13 protein-coding genes and 1 tRNA gene are annotated in these 17,678 nt (G+C 71.9%); 9 read left to right on the forward strand and 5 right to left on the reverse strand.

Annotation, left to right across the window (positions count from 1 at the left end):
- Positions 1-1,061 precede the first annotated feature (1,061 nt).
- Positions 1,062-3,461 (reverse strand): SCO7613 C-terminal domain-containing membrane protein, encoded by a 2,400-nt coding sequence (locus tag ACZ4AA_RS19470; RefSeq protein WP_467603178.1) that lies wholly within the window; start codon positions 3,459-3,461, stop codon positions 1,062-1,064.
- Between the two features lie 124 nt (positions 3,462-3,585).
- Here ACZ4AA_RS19470 and ACZ4AA_RS19475 point away from each other — a divergent pair, with 124 nt between their 5' ends.
- Together ACZ4AA_RS19475 and ACZ4AA_RS19480 are read left to right on the forward strand one after the other, a co-directional pair.
- Positions 3,586-4,032 (forward strand): SRPBCC family protein, encoded by a 447-nt coding sequence (locus tag ACZ4AA_RS19475; protein WP_467603181.1) that lies wholly within the window; start codon positions 3,586-3,588, stop codon positions 4,030-4,032.
- 39 nt (positions 4,033-4,071) lie between these two features.
- A tRNA-Val gene (locus ACZ4AA_RS19480) sits at positions 4,072-4,143 on the forward strand.
- A 66-nt stretch (positions 4,144-4,209) separates the two neighbouring features.
- On the opposite strand, the gene ACZ4AA_RS19485 is transcribed toward ACZ4AA_RS19480, so the two are convergent.
- Complete coding sequence (locus ACZ4AA_RS19485; protein WP_467603187.1) at positions 4,210-4,935, reverse strand: exonuclease domain-containing protein; 726 nt, start codon at positions 4,933-4,935, stop codon at positions 4,210-4,212.
- Between the two features lie 170 nt (positions 4,936-5,105).
- Between ACZ4AA_RS19485 and ACZ4AA_RS19490 the strand changes: the two genes are divergently transcribed.
- The 3 genes from ACZ4AA_RS19490 (at position 5,106) to thrS (ending at position 9,043) form a co-directional block, all read left to right on the forward strand.
- Complete coding sequence (locus tag ACZ4AA_RS19490; protein WP_037621207.1) at positions 5,106-5,672, forward strand: DUF4365 domain-containing protein; 567 nt, start codon at positions 5,106-5,108, stop codon at positions 5,670-5,672.
- Positions 5,669-6,886: a hypothetical protein gene (locus ACZ4AA_RS19495; RefSeq protein ID WP_467603194.1), complete on the forward strand. Its 1,218-nt coding sequence runs from the start codon at positions 5,669-5,671 to the stop codon at positions 6,884-6,886. The genes ACZ4AA_RS19490 and ACZ4AA_RS19495 overlap by 4 nt, the downstream gene beginning before the upstream one ends.
- Positions 6,887-7,066: 180 nt before the next feature.
- Positions 7,067-9,043, forward strand: a complete 1,977-nt coding sequence (thrS, locus tag ACZ4AA_RS19500) for a threonine--tRNA ligase (protein WP_467603197.1) — start codon at positions 7,067-7,069, stop codon at positions 9,041-9,043.
- Between the two features lie 55 nt (positions 9,044-9,098).
- Here the strand turns inward: thrS and ACZ4AA_RS19505 are convergent, their stop codons facing one another.
- Entirely contained in the window at positions 9,099-9,755 is a 657-nt protein-coding gene (locus ACZ4AA_RS19505) for a potassium channel family protein (RefSeq protein ID WP_467603200.1), read from the reverse strand.
- A gap of 67 nt (positions 9,756-9,822) precedes the next feature.
- Between ACZ4AA_RS19505 and ACZ4AA_RS19510 the strand changes: the two genes are divergently transcribed.
- The gene (locus ACZ4AA_RS19510; RefSeq protein ID WP_467603203.1) at positions 9,823-10,383 is read left to right on the forward strand and encodes an HIT family protein; all 561 of its coding nucleotides are present in this window, start codon (positions 9,823-9,825) and stop codon (positions 10,381-10,383) included.
- 92 nt (positions 10,384-10,475) lie between these two features.
- Here ACZ4AA_RS19510 and ACZ4AA_RS19515 read toward each other — a convergent pair whose 3' ends face one another.
- Both ACZ4AA_RS19515 and ACZ4AA_RS19520 read right to left on the reverse strand, forming a co-directional pair.
- Complete coding sequence (locus ACZ4AA_RS19515) at positions 10,476-12,143, reverse strand: hypothetical protein (RefSeq protein WP_467603205.1); 1,668 nt, start codon at positions 12,141-12,143, stop codon at positions 10,476-10,478.
- Positions 12,144-12,322: 179 nt separating this feature from the next.
- Entirely contained in the window at positions 12,323-14,518 is a 2,196-nt protein-coding gene (locus tag ACZ4AA_RS19520) for an elongation factor G-like protein EF-G2 (protein ID WP_467603208.1), read from the reverse strand.
- Between the two features lie 218 nt (positions 14,519-14,736).
- Here ACZ4AA_RS19520 and pgsA point away from each other — a divergent pair, with 218 nt between their 5' ends.
- From pgsA to ACZ4AA_RS19535, 3 genes are read left to right on the forward strand one after another with little or no spacing between them, the layout of a single operon-like run.
- On the forward strand, positions 14,737-15,459 hold the full coding sequence (pgsA, locus tag ACZ4AA_RS19525; RefSeq protein ID WP_467603335.1) for a phosphatidylinositol phosphate synthase: 723 nt from the start codon (positions 14,737-14,739) through the stop codon (positions 15,457-15,459).
- Positions 15,456-16,406, forward strand: a complete 951-nt coding sequence (locus ACZ4AA_RS19530; RefSeq protein WP_467603212.1) for a phosphatidylinositol mannoside acyltransferase — start codon at positions 15,456-15,458, stop codon at positions 16,404-16,406. The genes pgsA and ACZ4AA_RS19530 overlap by 4 nt, the downstream gene beginning before the upstream one ends.
- Entirely contained in the window at positions 16,403-17,563 is a 1,161-nt protein-coding gene (locus ACZ4AA_RS19535) for a glycosyltransferase family 4 protein (RefSeq protein WP_467603215.1), read from the forward strand. Before ACZ4AA_RS19530 ends, ACZ4AA_RS19535 begins: the two co-directional genes overlap by 4 nt.
- Positions 17,564-17,678 lie beyond the last annotated feature (115 nt).

The raw sequence follows: 17,678 nt of genomic DNA on the forward strand, positions 1-17,678 counted from the left end.
CGACATCGTGGACCGGGGCCGTCTTCGTTGCGTCGGCACCCGCGCCGGAGCGAACACGCTCCGGGCGCACCAAGGCCGCGGGCGTGATTTTCAGCCCCTCCGGACCGCCTTCCGAGTGCCGGGTGAGTTCGGCCCCTCCGGTGTTCGAGGAAGGGAGTCCGAGGGGGAGCCCCGGGTTCGGGTCGGGCGGGGGCTGCGGGGGCGAAAGGGGTGGTGTGGCCGGGCCGGGGCTCCGGATCGGGTCCGGCCCCGAAGGTGGTGCGACCCGGTGCCGGCGCAGGCCCTCACGCTCCGTTCCTCCCACCCCCTCCGACAGCCCGTCAGTCCCCTTCGCGGCAGTACATTTTCGGCCGTCCGCCGAGCGGCTTCCGGCGCCCGGAGGGCGGAAGCGGTGCCGGAGACCGGACCGTGACGATCCGTTACGCCTGGTGCAGTGCGGGCGGGCGGATGCACCGGAGCGACCGGTCCGTCGTGCTCTTCGAGAAGTATCCGAAGATCGGGGCGCGGACGGACTTCCGGGATTATGCGGCCTTCCGGGAGAAGGTTCGGACCAGGGTCGCGTAGGGAAATCGGCCGTATGTATTCGAGAACGCCGTCGGATTTCTGCGGAAGTACGACAAGCGAGAGATGTCGGCCCTCCGCAAGTCCCGGATAGGCTCCGGAAATCCGCGCCCGAAAAACCGCACCGGACCGGGGAACGCCGGCCGGGTCTACGGAAAGCAGTTCGGAATTCCCCGTCGGATCCGACACCGTGTCACATACCGCCGACGAGAAGGTGTTCGAGACGGGCGGACGGCAGGCCGAGGCGGGGCCGGACCTGGGACGAGTGCCTCACCGTACTCGACAGGCGCGACGGGGGAAAGGCACGGCATTCCTCCCCAGGGGTGGACTCGGTTTCTGTGCTGCCGATCTGACGGAGCGGTGGACCGAGGCCTGCCCCCGTGCGAAGGTCGGCTTCGCGCCGGCCTCCGGCGGCGACAACTCCTCGGTCCGCTATTCGGCCGGGGGCGACACGGACTTCGGCACCTTCCCGCACTTCCCGGGCCAATGGCACCCGCACCTCAGTCCATCCTCCCCAGAACCTCCCGCACCCGCCGCGCGTCACGGATCCGCTGCTCATAGGTGGCGCCCAGCGCGAGCAGCAGCAGTCCGGCGAGCGCGGGAGGCGTCCAGCGAGGGAGCGCGCCGACGATCTGCACGATGTACGGGGCGAGTTCGTGCAGGGCGTCCGCGACCAGCGCGGCGCCGCCCAGGACCAGCGGAGCCTGGAGCCGGTGCCGGGCACCCAGCAGGGTGACGGTGAGCGCCGCCGCGCCGAGCAGCAGCGGACGCTGCCACTGCCCTTCGCCCCAGGCCATGAGCAGGCTCGGCGCGAGCGTCACGGACAGGCCCGGCGCGTACGCCGTCCACGACGACACCGAGGTGTCCGCGCGGCGCCGGTACGCGCCCAGGAGCAGCGCAGGAACGGTCACCGGCAGTGTGTACGCCTCGGGGGAGCCGACGCCCCAGGAAGCCAGGCGCACCCAGGAGGCCAGGACGAACAGGGCGAGGGCCGCGTACCGGACCGGGCGCCGGTCCTCCCGTACGGCCGTACCCGCGGCGATCAGCCCGCACAGGGCCAGGACCGTGGCCAGCAGCGGAGGTTCGGGCGCGGCGAGCGCGATGGCCGACAGCGCCGCGAGGGCGCCGGTGATCTCGATCGACAGGGTCGTCGCTCCGTCCTCGGCGCGTGCGGCGAGCAGCGCGGCGGCGACGGGCACGACCAGCACGAGCAGCGCGGTGTGCTGGGGCTGGAGACCGAGGGAGGCGCCGGTGGCGCAGGCGAGGGCGGTCGCGTATCCGAGGGCCGCGGGTGCCGCGAGCGGGCCGGGGCCGGGACGGGGGGCGGCCACCGCGAACAGGACCGTCAACGCGGCGAGGACGGTCAGGGTCGCGCCCTCGGAGGCCAGCGCGAGGAAGGCGAGGCTCAGGGAGGTGAGCAGGGCGAGCACCTGCGCGGGGAGCGGGGAGGCGCTCCTGCGGGCGTACCCGAGCAGGGCCGCCGTGGTGAGTCCCTGCACGGACAGGGCGGCCGCGTAAGGGAGTTCGAGGGTCGCCGGGAGAACCGACACCGTCGCCCAGGCCAGAGTCGGCGCGCAGGCCAGGGCGTACGGGCGCCACGCGGTGGCGCGGACGGCCACCACCAGGGCCGCGGCGACGAGCGCGAGCACGAGCGGTGCAGTGACCGCATCACCGGGCCAGGGCAGAGCGCCGGTTACCGCGTCCCGCGCGTTCGACGGAGCGCCGGACCAGACGGAACCCAGCCGGCCCACCGGTCCCAGCAGGGAGATCACGACCACGGGCAGGGCCCACGCCACCGCCAGGGCCCCCACGCAGCCCGCGGCCAGGGCGAGCCCGCGGCGCACCGGGGCGGGAAGACGCGTACCGGCGACGGCCAGCAGGGCGATACCGCACACCAGATGGCCAGGGGCCGTCCACTCGCCCGGCAGGGACACGCGCAGCACCCCGCCGATCGCCCCGACACCGATGAGTGACCCGGCGGTCGCGAGGCCCGTCGCGGTGGCCGTCGTCAGGCCCGGCCTCGGAGCGCCCCACGCAGCCGTCAGCGCGATCGACGCGGCCAGGAGGAGAAGCGCCGCCGCCCGTGCGGCGGCGCCCGGTCCGGCGGACGCCCAGGACAGGCACCCGGCCGCGAAGGCGCCCCAGCCGCCCAGGCCGTACGCCCCGACGGTCGCGACGGCACGGACGGACCGCACGGGCAGGCGCAGGGCGAGGACCACGTCGAGCGCCGCCGTGACCAGCAGGGCGGCCGTGACGGCGTACGCACCCGCGGAGACGGCCACCGCCCACAGGATCAGCGGCGGTTGGACGGCGGCCACGGCGGCGGGCAGCGGCAGCCTGAGCGAAGGCCGCTCACCGGCGCCGGCCGTCCGGAGCGGCGAGCCCAGCGCGAGTCCGTACGCCGCCCACAGCGCGGCCAGCGCCGTCGAGGCGAGCGCGGCGTAGGCGGCGCCGTCCGTGCCGGGGAGCGCCACCGCGTAGAGCGCGTAGGCGTCCAGGACCGTCAGCACCAGGCCCGTCCCCGCCAGCGCCTCGGCCGTCGAGCGCAGCCCGCGCCGCAGCAGGGGCACGGGTGCGCCGAGCGCGGCCAGTGTCACCGCGCCGAGCACCAGCGACCGCCCCGTGATCCCCAGACGTCCCCAGCCGACCAGCGTGAACGCGATGGCGGCGACGGCCAGCAGGACGCCGCCGAGGAGCAGGAGCACGTTCTGCACGCCGGGTGCCGTGGTCTCGGGCCGCCGGGCCGCGGTCGTCGGGGGCGCGGTCCGCGCGGGCACCGGCCGCAGCGCGTGGAGCAGCCAGGCGCGGCGGGTCAGCAAGACGGCCCGGCGTGCGTCGAGTTGCCGCAACTCGGTGTCCAGGAGCCGCAACTCCTCGGCCGGGGAAGGGATCTGGGTCATGATGCGGAGTGTGGTCCGGGTCACGGGCCCGGGCATGAGCGCGCGTACTCACGCCGTACTCAGATCGGTGTGCCCGCGGGGCCGGTACTTCCGCTCCCCCCGCCGTCATGGGCACACTCGGCCCATGGACTGGACCCACTACCGCTTCCGTACCGTGTGGGAGCTGCCCGCGCGGCCGGCCGACGTCTACGCCGCCCTGGAGCGAGCCGAGACCTACCCGGACTGGTGGCCGCAGGTGCGCGAGGTGACCCCCGTCGACGAGCGCACCGCCGTCATCCGGATCCGCTCGGTCCTGCCGTACGACATCACCATCACCGCCCGCGCGGCGCGCCAGGACCCCCGGGCCGGTGTCCTGGAGATGCGGATGTCCGGCGATCTCGACGGCTGGGCGCGCTGGACCCTCACCGCGGCCGGCCCGGGAACCCGCGCCCGGTACGACCAGGAAGTGCACGTCACCACGGCACTGCTGCGGCGGCTCGCCGTGCCGGGACGCCCCTTCTTCCGCGCCAACCACGCCCTGATGATGCGCGCGGGACAGCGCGGACTGAGGACTCGTCTCCAAGCGGTTTGAACCCCACCCGCCGGGACCTGTATTGTTCAGTCCGTTCCCGGGCGATTAGCTCAGTGGGAGAGCGCTTCGTTCACACCGAAGAGGTCACTGGTTCGAACCCAGTATCGCCCACCCGGAGAAGACCGGTCCGTCACCGACGGACCGGTTTTTCGTTGTTCGCACCGGCATCGTGCCCGGTCAGGCCGCCGCCGGAAGATCGGGGCGCAGCGGCCACGCCGGATCCACCGCCTCCGGTGAACCGCTGCGCGCGAACCAGGCCTGGAGTCCGCGCGCCTGGGCCGCGTGCCACACCGACTGGAGCGTGTGCAGCTCGGACGGCGACAGACGCTCAAGACGGGCCGAGAACCGGCGCCCCACCGCACGGACGACCTCCATCGAGGCCAGCGCGTCGGCCGCCGCGTCGTGCGCGCCCTCCAGCTCCACCTCGTAGTGCGCGCACAGATCGGTCAGCGTGCGCCGGCCCTTGCGGTAGCGGTCCAGATGCTTGTCGAGGACGCGCGGATCGAGCACCCGCAGCGACGCCGACTCGAACCAGTGGTCGAGCGACGAGGCGCGGTGCCTGCGCAACTCCCGGTCCAGCAGCGTCAGATCGAAGGGGGCGTTCATCACCACCAGCGGCCGCCCCGCCGCCGCCTGTTCGCTCAGTTCCCTGGCTATCTCCTCCATGACGGGCGACGGCCAGCGGCCGTTGCGCTGAAGATGGTCGTCCGTGAGCCCGTGCACGGCCGTCGCCCCCGCGGGCACCGGCACTCCCGGGTTCACCAGCCACCGGGTCACCCGCGGACGGGCTCCCGGGGCGTCCTGGACCACGACGGCGGCCGACACGATCCTGTCGGTCTCGACGTCCACGCCCGTGGTCTCCGTGTCGAACGCGGCCAAAGGGCCCTCGTACCAGCACGTCATACGTACACAACTCCTCGTTCACCCGCGGCAGCTGACGCACCGTCTTCTGCCTGTTTGGTGATACCCGGGCTGTTTGCGCCGTACGCCGGAAGGAGACAACAGAGGTACGGGTCTTTGCAGTTCAGCGACCCGTCGCGGGGATACATCACGCCTGGAAGGCTGTTGGACTCATGGCACTCGCGCAGCCCGAACGGGGCGGGCTGCTGCCCCAGCGGACGGCACCCCATCGCGGCTCACTCGCCACCACCGCCTGCATGGAGACCTTGCAGGTGGGCTACCTGCACGCCGTCGCGGCGGCCGCGGGCTGTTCACTGTCTCAGCCCTTTCCCGACAACGGCATCGACTGGCACGTCAGCCACAGCGCCCCCGGGCACACGGTCGACGACGAAGTCACCATCAAGGTGCAGCTCAAGTGCACGTACCAGATCCCGCCCAACCCCCCGGGGCCCGCCTTCTCCTTCACGCTCGACAACGAGCACCTGGCGAAGCTCGCGCGCACCCCGGTCTCGGTGCACAAGATCCTGGTCGTGATGCTCGTGCCCAGATCCCAGGACGACTGGCTGCGCGCCAGCCACGACCGGCTCGACCTGCGGCACTGCTGCTACTGGATCAATCTCGCCGGACACGCCATCACGGGCCGGCGCCGGACCACCGTCCGCATCCCGACGGCCCGGATCTTCGACGACCGCGCCCTGTGCGAGATCATGACGCGGGTCGGGACGGGAGGCAGACCATGACACACCGCCCCATCGACGAGGCCCTCCGGCCGGTCAGGCCGCATCCTGCCGAAGCCTTCTGGAACGATCCGCCGGCCCTCGACCAGGTGGACCCGACCGTTCTCGGCGCGCTGCTGCGGCGGCACGGCTGGCAGCGCCGCGGGGGAGCGGCCGGACGGTACGGCCGCTGGACCCCACCCGGGCCCGGGGGCGGCGGCACCAGCCTGCTGGTGCCGGAGAACCGGGCCTTCCCCGACAGCGACGACCTCCTCGGCGAGGCCCTCGTCGCGCTCTCCCGCAGCGCCTCACCGTCCGCGCGTGACGTCCTCGTCGCCCTCGCCGTGCCCAGCGACGAGATCCGCTGGTGGCGGGACGTGCCGACCGGCCCGGTGGGCGCCGCGCCCTGGACGGTCGAGGAGCAGACCCGCGGGGCCGCCCGCCAGATGCTGCTCGCCGGCGCGCTCGCGGCACGCGCGCGTGCCGGCTACTACGGCGCCCGGCACCGCAGGGCGGCCGCCGCCTCCCTGGAGAACGTCCTGGTGGGCGCCGAACCGGGAGGCCGCTGCCTCACCGCGTTCGTGCCCGTCACCAGTGGCCGGCCGCTCGCCGTACGTCTGCACGAGGCACTGTGCGCCGCCCGCGAGGCCATCGACTACCAGCGGGCCACCGGCGGCATGGACGCCTTCGACGCCGCCGTGGAGGCGGGCGTCAGCCATGAACTCATGGAGGCACTGGTCGCCCTCGTCCGGGGCACCGAGGGCGCCCGGATCACCGTCGAGTGGTCGCCCGCCGCGGGCGTGCCCGAGGGCGGCGCGAACCCCGCCGAGCCCGTCGAGTTCTCTCCCGGCGACCTGGCCGTGCTGCGCGAGGCCGGGGCCCGCTATCTGCGCGAGGAGCCGTCCGTGCCGGTGCGGCTCACGGGCGCCGTGGTCCGGATGCGCAGGTCGGGGCCGCGCGGGGCGGGCACGGTACGGCTGCGGGTCCTCGCGGGCGCCGAGGTCCCGCATGTGCGGATGACCCTGGACGAGGAGGCGTACCGGATAGCGGGGCAGGCCCATCTGGTCGGGCTGCCGGTCCGGGTGCACGGCCGGCTGGAGAGCCGCGGCGGCTTCCGCAGGCTCACGGACGCCACCGGGGTCGTGCCCGTCCAGGTGGACGAGGCCGAACGGGACCGGCTGATGAAGTCGCTCCAGGAGAATCTGGACTTCTTCGAGGAGGCGTGCAGCGAGGACTGACCGGAGCCGGGAACGCGCCGGGAAGACGCGGGGGAGGAGGGACCGGGGTGCGCGTGTCCCGGGGCCCCGGGTGCTCCGTCCACAACCGTTTCGCGGAGGAGACCCCTGGCTCGGTAGGATTCGGGGCATTGCCACGCCATGCCGTATGTGGTGTGGGCCCCCTTCAGTCAGGAGAGACCGGTGTCAGACGTCCGTGTGATCATCCAACGCGATTCCGAGCGGGACGAGCGTGTGGTGACGACGGGCACTACGGCCGCCGACCTCTTCACCGGCGAGCGCACCGTCATCGCGGCCCGGGTGGCCGGCGAGCTGAAGGACCTCGCGTACGAGGTGAAGGACGGCGAGGAGGTCGAGCCCGTCGAGATCTCCTCCGAGGACGGCCTGAGCATCCTGCGCCACTCCACCGCGCACGTGATGGCCCAGGCCGTGCAGGAGCTCTTCCCCGAGGCCAAGCTGGGCATCGGCCCGCCGGTCAAGGACGGCTTCTACTACGACTTCGACGTCGAGCGGCCCTTCACGCCCGAGGACCTCAAGGCCGTCGAGAAGAAGATGCAGGAGATCCAGAAGCGCGGGCAGCGCTTCTCCCGCCGTGTCGTCACCGACGAGGACGCCCGCGAGGAGCTCGCGGCCGAGCCGTACAAGCTGGAGCTCATCGGCATCAAGGGCTCCGCCTCCACGGACGACGGCGCGAACGTCGAGGTGGGCGGCGGCGAGCTGACCATCTACGACAACCTCGACGCCAAGACCGGTGACCTGTGCTGGAAGGACCTCTGCCGCGGTCCCCACCTGCCCACCACCCGCAACATCCCGGCCTTCAAGCTGATGCGCAACGCCGCCGCGTACTGGCGCGGCAGCGAGAAGAACCCCATGCTCCAGCGCATCTACGGCACCGCCTGGCCCTCGAAGGAGGAGCTGAAGGCGCACCTGGACTTCCTCGCCGAGGCCGAGAAGCGCGACCACCGCAAGCTGGGCAACGAGCTGGACCTGTTCTCCATCCCGGAGCAGATCGGCTCCGGCCTCGCCGTCTTCCACCCCAAGGGCGGCATCATCCGCCGGGTCATGGAGGACTACTCGCGCCGCCGGCACGAGGAGGAGGGCTACGAGTTCGTCTACACCCCGCACGCCACCAAGGGGAAGCTCTTCGAGACCTCGGGCCACCTGGACTGGTACGCCGACGGCATGTACCCGCCCATGCAGCTCGACGAGGGCGTGGACTACTACCTCAAGCCCATGAACTGCCCGATGCACAACCTGATCTTCGACGCGCGCGGCCGCTCGTACCGTGAACTGCCGCTGCGCCTCTTCGAGTTCGGCACCGTGTACCGGTACGAGAAGTCGGGTGTCGTGCACGGTCTGACCCGTGCCCGGGGCTTCACCCAGGACGACGCGCACATCTACTGCACCAAGGAGCAGATGGCCGACGAGCTCGACAAGACGCTCACCTTCGTCCTGAACCTGCTGCGCGACTACGGCCTCACCGACTTCTACCTGGAGCTCTCCACCAAGGACCCGGAGAAGTTCGTCGGCTCGGACGAGATCTGGGAGGAGGCCACCGAGACGCTGCGCCAGGTCGCCGAGAAGCAGGGTCTCCCGCTGGTCCCGGACCCGGGCGGCGCCGCCTTCTACGGCCCGAAGATCTCCGTGCAGGCCAATGACGCCATCGGCCGCACCTGGCAGATGTCGACCGTGCAGCTCGACTTCAACCTGCCCGAGCGCTTCGAGCTGGAGTACACCGGCCCCGACGGCTCCAAGCAGCGCCCGGTCATGATCCACCGCGCGCTCTTCGGTTCCATCGAGCGGTTCTTCGCCGTGCTCCTGGAGCACTACGCGGGCGCGTTCCCGGCCTGGCTGGCGCCCGTCCAGGCGATCGGCATCCCGATCGGCGACGCGCACGTGGAGTACTTGCACCAGTTCGCCACCGAGGCGAAGAAGCGGGGCCTGCGCGTCGAGGTCGACGCCTCCTCGGACCGGATGCAGAAGAAGATCCGCAACGCGCAGAAGCAGAAGGTGCCCTTCATGGTCATCGCGGGCGACGAGGACATGGCCGCCGGTGCCGTCTCCTTCCGCTACCGCGACGGCTCCCAGGAGAACGGCATCCCCCTCGACGAGGCCGTCGCCAAGATCGCGAAGGTCGTCGAGGAGCGCGCCCAGATCTGACCGGTCCGCGCGGACCCGTCGGAACGGCGGGCAACGACCTAAGCCCCCGGGAAGCTCAGCTTCCCGGGGGCTTCTCGTCGCCCTCGCGCGAGAACACCTGGAGCAGCCACGAGGAGAAGGACCCCGTCACCGCGCCCAGCAGCCCCAGGCCGCACGCCATCATGGCGACCGCGATCGTCCGCCCCCTCGGCGTCACCGGAGTCACGTCCCCGTACCCGACCGTCGCCAGTGTGGAGGCGGCCCACCACACGGAGTCGCCGAACGTGACGATCGTCGCGTGCGGTGCCCGGTACTCGGCCTGGTAGACGGCGAGCGCGCCCGAGAAGCCGAGCAGCAGGACCGAGAGGCTCGCGTAGAAGATCACTCGCGCGTACAGCGGGAGACGGGGCTCCCCGCGGCGGTACTGCACGGCGTCGTAGAGCTTGACGACCCTCAGCGGCCGCATGAGCGGCAGGACGAGGACCACGGTGTCCAGCAGATGACGCCGGACGAACCGCGGCCCCTGTCCGCTCAGCCGCCAGCGCACCAGATAGTCGGTGAGGAACGCCGCCCAGGTGGCCGCGATCACGGAGAGACAGACGTCGCGACCGTCCTGGGGCAGATCGTGCGCCAGGACGTGGACCGCGTACGCGGCGAGGAAGAGCAGCGACCCGATCGCCAGCGGTACCTCGGTGCGGTGCTCCCAGCGGGTCAGCGGGCTCTCGTCGTCCATGGCCACAGCTTCGCCGCAGGCTCCTTCGTGCGGCACCCGCCGACACGCCGCGAACGGGCGAAGCAATATGCTGCAACACATGACGAGTGAGCCGGAGCAGCAGATCGGAGTGGGGACGCAGGACGCGTTCCAGCGCCTGTGGACGCCCCACCGGATGGCCTACATCCAGGGCGAGAACAAGCCCACCGGCCCGGGGGCCGACGACGGTTGTCCGTTCTGCTCGATACCGGCCAAGTCCGACGAGGACGGGCTGATCGTCAGGCGCGGGGAGCACGTGTACGCGGTGCTCAACCTGTACCCGTACAACGGCGGGCATCTGATGGTCGTGCCCTACCGGCACGTCGCCGACTACACGGACCTCACCGGGCCGGAGACCGCCGAACTCGGTGAGCTGACCAAGCAGGCCATGACCGCCCTGCGCACCGCCTCCGGCGCCCATGGCTTCAACATCGGCATGAACCAGGGAACGGTCGCGGGTGCCGGCATCGCCGCGCATCTGCACCAGCACATCGTGCCCCGCTGGGGCGGCGACACCAACTTCATGCCGGTCGTCGGCCACACCAAGGTCCTGCCGCAGCTGCTCGCGGACACCCGCACGATGCTGGCGGAGGCCTGGCCCACCGCGTAGCCGCGTCGGGGGCGCCCCACCGGGCGCCCCTTCCGCGGACCCGTTCTCCGGGCTCGTGACCGCCGCCGCCCGGGACACCTCCCGGCGCGCGGCTACGCGTCGTACACGTCGGCCTTGCGCGGCGACGGGTCCTGCACCGCCGTGCTGAGGAACGCCGAGCGGTTGCCGAACTTCTCCGTGTCGACGCCGTTCTCCTTCAGGACCTTGATCGCCGCCGAGTGCACCACGCGCAGTACCGGCGTCGCGGCCCGCAGCGCGTCGTCCGCCATGAAGCGGTGCCGCCAGGGCTGATCGGCCCAGGCGTGCCGCAGTCCGAACGGCTCGGGCAGCCCCAGACTTCCGCCGATCCAGTTCAGCAGCGGCGGATACCAGGTGAGGGGCGCCCGCGCCGCGAGCCGTACGACCTCGTCCGCGGTGACCAGCGGCAGGCTCACCGTGCGGGTCTCCCAGAACTTGACGGTCTTCGCGACCTGCTTGGTGGGAGCCTCCGGCTTGCTGGTGAACAGTGGGTTCACCGGCCCCAGCGCGTGACCGGTCACCTCGATGCGCAGCGTCTGGTGCAGCACGGTCACCGTGATCATCATCGTGATGATCAACTGCCCGTCCCAGAGCGTCCACTGGACCCCGAGATAGTGCCGGTCCCCGCTGCCGAACTGCTGCTTGTTGCAGATGTCCTGCACCGCGTGGGACTTGATCGTGTAGGCCTCCACGTCCGTGCCGCCCGGCCGGGACACCGCCGCCGCCTTCTCGCCGATCGGCGTGACGACCCAGTGCTTTATCGAAGGCGCGGGAAAACCACCGGTGTTGAGCGGACCGCGCTCCAGCATGCGCAGCTGGTCATGGATGTTGCGGATGACGTCCCAGCTGCGGAAGGGGTGGATCTCCTTCTTCGCGTCCAGCGGCACCAGGTCCTCGGCGAGCTGCCAGCTGCCCCAGCGGGTGCCCATGCCGAGTATGCCCTTGGGGCCCGCGTAGAAGACCGAGTTGGACTGCTGCTCCGCGGTGAGCCGGGCGAGCGACTGACGCAGCTGCTCCGCCGCCGTCTCACCGGGGCTGCCGGGAACCGCCTCGGGAATCTTGGCGCCGATGCCGCCGCCCGACAGCAGGCCGGCCCAGCGCTCCCGCAGATCCTTGGCGGTGCGCTCGCAGATCTGCTTCGCCCACAGCCAGCCGACGACGGGGAGGACCACCGCGGCACGCGCGTACCAGGCCCAGAAGCCCGTGAACGGCATACGGATCAGGAACAGGACCGCCAGGGCGCCGACGGCGAGCAGGAGGGTGGTGCCGAGCGCGGAGCCCCGCTTGTCGGTCCGCCGGGCGATCTGCGTACGGATCTGGAAGACCATCAGCCACACCAGCAGTCCGGGCAGGAACAGCAGCCCGCACAGCACCATGACGGCCGACAGCCAATTGTCGCGCTCCCGGCGGATGTTGGTCGCCGCGAGACAGTGCTCCACGATGGCCTGCGGCTCGGTGCCGAAGGACTGGATGAGCGGGGCGCGGCCCGCGCCCAGCATGCGGGCCGTCACCGCGCCGGCGAAGGCCTCGCCGAGATTCGGCGCGAACAGCTTGATCCGTCCGGCCTTCACCGTGGACTGGTGCCATTCGTTGTCGGCTTTGAGGATCTCCGTCATCGGACTGTCGCGGTACGCCGCCGAGGCGAGGGCGAAGGTCGCCGCCGTCTGCCCCGCGGACCCCGTGAGCGGCACCTGCGCCCCAGGAGTGAAATCGAAACCGTCGAACGCCACTTCCGCCCCCATCGCCGCCGCACCCGCTCCTGCGGCTTTCCCGACTTCGGTGTCCCGCACACCTGTTGATCAGGTCTTCGTCTTGATCAGTTCTCAGAGTATCGGCAGCGGCCGACATTCGTCGGCGGACGGCCGAAGCCGCCCACCGACGGATGAAACACCCGGCCGAAGTGCCGGGAGCGGCCCGGCCCTCAGGTACCCGGGTCCTGTTCGCGGAGCCGTTCGGCGATGTGCTGCGGCATGGGTTCGTGCCGCGCGTAGGACCGGTCGAAGCGCGCGGTGCCGTGCGAGACGGACCGCAGGTCGACGGCGTACCGGCCGATCTCGATCTCCGGTACCTCGGCGCGTACGAGCGTGCGCCCGCCGGGTGCCTGCTCGGTGCCGACGACCCGGCCGCGTCGTCCCGACAGATCGCTCATCACCGGCCCCACGTAGTCGTCGCCGACCAGGACCGTCACCTCCGCCACCGGCTCCAGGAGATGGATGGTGGCCTCGCGGGCCGCCTCGCGCAGCGCGAGCGCGCCCGCCGTCTGGAACGCGGCGTCGGAGGAGTCGACCGAGTGCGCCTTGCCGTCCGTCAGCGTGACCCGTACGTCGATGAGCGGATAGCCGGCGACGACGCCCTTGGCCGCCTGGGCGCGCACGCCCTTCTCGACCGAGGGGATGAACTGCCGGGGCACGGCGCCGCCGACGACCTTGTCGACGAACTCGATGCCCGAGCCGTTCGGCAGCGGTTCGACCTCGATCTCGCAGATCGCGAACTGGCCGTGTCCGCCCGACTGTTTGACATGGCGGCCGCGTCCGGCGGACGGGCCGGCGAACGTCTCGCGCAGGGAGACCTTGTGCGGGACCACGTCGACCTGCACGCCGTACCGGCTGCGCAGCCGCTCCAGGGCGACGTCCGCGTGCGCCTCGCCCAGGCACCACAGGACGACCTGATGGGTGTTCGGATTCTGCTCCAGACGCATCGTGGGGTCCTCGGCCACGAGCCGGCCGAGCCCCTGGGAGAGCTTGTCCTCGTCCGCCTTGCTGTGTGCCTCGATGGCGAGCGGGAGCAGCGGGTCGGGCATCTGCCAGGGCTCCATGAGCAGCGGGTCGTCCTTGGCCGAGAGGGTGTCCCCCGTCTCGGCGCGGTTCAGCTTCGCCACACTGGCCAGGTCGCCCGCGATGCAGTGCGTGAGGGCGCGCTGCTGTTTGCCGAACGGCGCGGACAGGGCACCGATCCGCTCGTCGACGTCGTGGTCCTCGTGCCCGCGGTCGGTCAGCCCGTGCCCGGAGACGTGCACCGTCGCGTCGGGGCGCAGGGTCCCGGAGAAGACCCGGACCAGGGAGACCCGGCCCACGTACGGGTCGGACGCGGTCTTCACGACCTCCGCGACCAGCGGCCCCCCGGGGTCGCAGGCCTTCACCTCGCGCGGCGCGCCGTCCGGTGTGGTCACGGCGGGCGCCGGGCGCTCCAGCGGGGTCGGGAAGCCGCCCGTGATCAGTTCGAGGAGTTCCAGCGTGCCGAGCCCCTGGCGGGCCCCCTCGGCGGCGGGCGCGGCGGCCAGCACGGGGAAGAAGCTCCCGCGGGCCACGGCCCGTTCGAGGTCCTGCACGAGTGTCTTGAGGTCGATCTCCTCGCCGCCGAGATAGCGGTCCATGAGGGTCTCGTCCTCGCTCTCGGCGATGATCCCCTCGATCAGCCGGTTGCGGGCCGCCTCGATGAGCTGTTCCTGCTCGGGGCCAGGATCCGCCTCCTTGCGCTCCCCGGACGAGTAGTCGAACACCTGCCGGGTGAGCAGTCCGATCAGGCCGGTCACGGGCGCGTGCCCGTCCGGCGCCGCGGCCCCGTGCAGCGGCAGGTAGAGCGGCAGTACGGCGTCGGGGTCGTCCCCGCCGAACGCCTGCGCGCAGGTCGCGGTCATCCCCTCGAAGTCCGACCGGGCCGATTCGAGGTGGGTGACCACGATCGCCCGGGGCATGCCGACGGCCGCGCACTCCTCCCACAGCATCCGGGTCGTGCCGTCCACCCCGTCCGAGGCCGAGACGACGAAGAGGGCCGCGTCCGCCGCCCGCAGACCGGCCCTCAGTTCACCGACGAAGTCGGCGTATCCGGGGGTGTCGAGAAGGTTGATCTTGAACCCGTCCCAGTCGACGGGCACCAGGGAGAGCTGCACCGACCGCTGCTGCCGGTGCTCGATCTCGTCGTAGTCCGAGACGGTGCCGCCGTCCTCCACGCGGCCCGCCCGGTTCACCGCTCCCGCCGTCAGCGCGAGAGCCTCCACCAACGTCGTCTTGCCCGATCCGCTGTGGCCGACCAGCACCACATTCCGTACGGATGCGGGGTGGTCGGCCGCCGTAGCCCTGCCGGCGGCTCCGGGGTGTGTGTTCGCCTTGTCGCCCATGGCCTTGCCTCCCGTGCACGGTGAGGTCTCTGTGGGCGCGGGACATGCCGAGGCCGCGTTCGGTGGCGGCACCGGTGACGCCCGCGGTTCTTCGAGCTTTGCACTCGCGTCACTGTGCGTCCATACAGGGGACGCGATCGCGCCGGGAGGCCGGCGGCACCCGGTCGTGACACGGGGTGCGGGTGCCCGGCCATCGCACAAGCGCACGCGTGGCTACGATGGGCCAGCCGACGGCCAGCAGGGGCCGCCCGGCGACACCGACCCTCGGGAAGGCCATGCTGAACAAGTACGCGCGTGCATTCTTCACGCGTGTCCTCACACCGTTCGCCGCGTTTCTCGTCCGCCGGGGGGTGAGCCCCGACACGGTCACCCTCCTGGGCACGGCCGGAGTCATGGCCGGGGCGCTGGTCTTCTTCCCCCGGGGAGAGTTCTTCTGGGGAACGATCGTCATCACGCTGTTCGTGTTCTCCGACCTGGTCGACGGGAACATGGCGCGCCAGCTCGGCCGCTCCAGCCGCTGGGGCGCCTTCCTGGACTCCACGCTCGACCGGGTCGCCGACGGCGCGATCTTCGGCGGCTTCGCACTCTGGTACGCGGGCAACGGCGACGACAACGTCCTGTGCGCCGTCTCGATCTTCTGTCTCGCCAGCGGCCAGGTGGTGTCGTACACCAAGGCCCGAGGCGAGTCGATCGGGCTGCCGGTCGCGGTCAACGGTCTCGTCGAGCGCGCCGAGCGTCTGGTGATCTCGCTGGTCGCGGCCGGTCTCGCGGGTCTGCACACGTTCGGTGTGCCCGGCATCCAGGTGCTGCTGCCCATCGCGCTGTGGATCGTCGCCGTCGGCAGCCTCGTCACGCTGATCCAGCGGGTCGTCACCGTGCGCCGGGAGGCCGCCGAGGCGGACGCCGAGGTCGCCGCCCGGAGCAGCGAGGCCACCTCGTGACCAGCCTGAGCGACAGGCTGGTCGACGGCGCCTACGCCGCGGGCTGGAGCGTCGTCAAGAAGCTCCCCGAGCCGGTCGTCGTGGGCCTCGGCCGCACGATCGCCGACCTCGCCTGGAAGCGGCGCGGCAAGGGGGTCCTGCGTCTGGAGAGCAACTACGCGCGCGTGGTGCCGGACGCGACACCGGAGCGGCTCGCGGAACTCTCCCGCGCCGGCATGCGCTCGTACCTGCGCTACTGGATGGAGTCGTTCCGGCTTCCCGCGTGGAGCGAGGAGCGGGTCGCGGGCGGCTTCGAGGTCAAGGACGTCCACCGCCTGACCGACGGCATCGCCTCCGACCGGGGCGTCATCCTGGCGCTGCCGCACATGGCGAACTGGGATCTCGCGGGCGCCTGGGTCACCACCGGCCTGAGGACGCCGTTCACGACCGTCGCCGAGCGCCTCAAGCCGGAGTCGCTGTACGACCGTTTCGTCGCCTATCGCGAGGGCCTCGGCATGGAGGTCCTGCCGCACAGCGGTGGTGCCGCGTTCGGCACGCTGGCCCGGCGTCTGCGCGACGGCGGGCTGATCTGTCTGGTCGCGGAACGGGACCTGTCCGCCTCGGGCGTCGAGGTCGAGTTCTTCGGCGAGACGACCCGGATGCCCGCGGGCCCGGCCCTGCTCGCCCAGCAGACCGGTGCCCTCCTCCTGCCCGTGACGCTCTGGTACGACGACTCGCCCGTGATGCGCGGTCAGGTCCATCCGCCCGTCGAGGTCCCGGAGTCGGGCAGTCGTGCCGAGAAGACGTCCGTCATGACACAGGCGCTGGCCGACGCCTTCGCCGACGGCATCGCCGAGCACCCGGAGGACTGGCACATGTTGCAGCGATTGTGGCTCAAGGACCTCGACGCCGGGAAGGCTCCCCGTGAGGGGTCCGGCACACAGGACCCCGAGAAGAGGGCCTCGTGAGGATCGGCATCGTCTGCCCGTACTCGTGGGACGTTCCGGGCGGCGTCCAGTTCCACATCCGCGACCTGGCCGAACACCTCATCCGCCTGGGGCACGAGGTGTCCGTCCTCGCCCCCGCGGACGACGACACCCCCCTGCCGCCGTACGTCGTCTCGGCGGGCCGCGCGGTCCCGGTCCCGTACAACGGCTCGGTGGCGCGGCTGAACTTCGGCTTCCTGTCGGCGGCCCGGGTACGGCGCTGGCTGCACGACGGCACCTTCGACGTGGTCCACATCCACGAGCCGTCCTCGCCCTCGCTCGGCCTGCTCACCTGCTGGGCGGCACAGGGCCCGATCGTCGCGACCTTCCACACCTCGAACCCGCGCTCCCGGGCGATGGTCGCCGCGTACTCCATCCTCCAGGCCGCCCTGGAGAAGATCAGCGCGCGGATCGCCGTGAGCGAGTACGCCCGGCGCACCCTGGTCGAGCACCTCGGCGGGGACGCGGTCGTCATCCCGAACGGCGTCGACGTCGACTTCTTCGCCCGCGCCAAGCCCAAGCCCGAGTGGCAGGGCGACACCATCGGCTTCATCGGCCGCATCGACGAGCCCCGCAAGGGCCTGCCGGTGCTCATGCGGGCCCTGCCCGCGATCCTGGCCGAGCGCCCGCAGACGCGGCTGCTGGTCGCCGGGCGTGGCGACGAGAAGGAGGCCGTGGAGTCGCTGCCCGCCGAGATGCGCTCGCGCGTCGAGTTCCTCGGCATGGTCAGCGACGAGGACAAGGCCCGGCTGCTGCGCAGCGTCGACCTGTACGTCGCGCCCAACACCGGCGGCGAGAGCTTCGGGATCATCCTGGTCGAGGCGATGTCCGCCGGGGCGCCCGTGCTCGCGGCGGACCTCGACGCCTTCGCCCAGGTCCTCGACCAGGGCTCCGCGGGTGAGCTGTTCGCCAACGAGGACGCCGCCGACCTGGCCGCCGCCGCGCTGCGGCTGCTCGCCGACCCGGAGCGCCGGGCCGCGCTGCGCGTGCGGGGGAGCGAGCACGTGCGGCGCTTCGACTGGTCGACGGTCGGCGCGGACATCCTGTCCGTGTACGAGACGGTGACGGACGGCGCCGCCGCGGTGGCCACGGACGAACGCACGGGCCTCAGGGCCCGCTTCGGCCTGGCCCGCGACTGACCCTCAGGGGACACCGGCGGCTGACGCTCCCCGGGGTCCGCGCCGCGAGCCGGCACGGGTCCCGCCGGGGCGGCCTTGCCCGGTGACGCTGTCCGGTGCGTGAAGAACGGCCGGA

The organism is Streptomyces sp. NPDC024698, from assembly GCF_055559015.1.

Coding starts and splice junctions, on each gene's coding strand:
- ACZ4AA_RS19470 (WP_467603178.1), bottom strand. CDS start 3,461: ATGACCCAGATCCCTTCCCCGGCCGAGGAGTTGCGGCTCCTGGACACC.
- ACZ4AA_RS19475 (WP_467603181.1), top strand. CDS start 3,586: ATGGACTGGACCCACTACCGCTTCCGTACCGTGTGGGAGCTGCCCGCG.
- ACZ4AA_RS19485 (WP_467603187.1), bottom strand. CDS start 4,935: ATGACGTGCTGGTACGAGGGCCCTTTGGCCGCGTTCGACACGGAGACC.
- ACZ4AA_RS19490 (WP_037621207.1), top strand. CDS start 5,106: ATGGCACTCGCGCAGCCCGAACGGGGCGGGCTGCTGCCCCAGCGGACG.
- ACZ4AA_RS19495 (WP_467603194.1), top strand. CDS start 5,669: ATGACACACCGCCCCATCGACGAGGCCCTCCGGCCGGTCAGGCCGCAT.
- ACZ4AA_RS19505 (WP_467603200.1), bottom strand. CDS start 9,755: ATGGACGACGAGAGCCCGCTGACCCGCTGGGAGCACCGCACCGAGGTA.
- ACZ4AA_RS19510 (WP_467603203.1), top strand. CDS start 9,823: ATGCTGCAACACATGACGAGTGAGCCGGAGCAGCAGATCGGAGTGGGG.
- ACZ4AA_RS19515 (WP_467603205.1), bottom strand. CDS start 12,143: ATGGGGGCGGAAGTGGCGTTCGACGGTTTCGATTTCACTCCTGGGGCG.
- ACZ4AA_RS19520 (WP_467603208.1), bottom strand. CDS start 14,518: ATGGGCGACAAGGCGAACACACACCCCGGAGCCGCCGGCAGGGCTACG.
- pgsA (WP_467603335.1), top strand. CDS start 14,737: ATGGGCCAGCCGACGGCCAGCAGGGGCCGCCCGGCGACACCGACCCTC.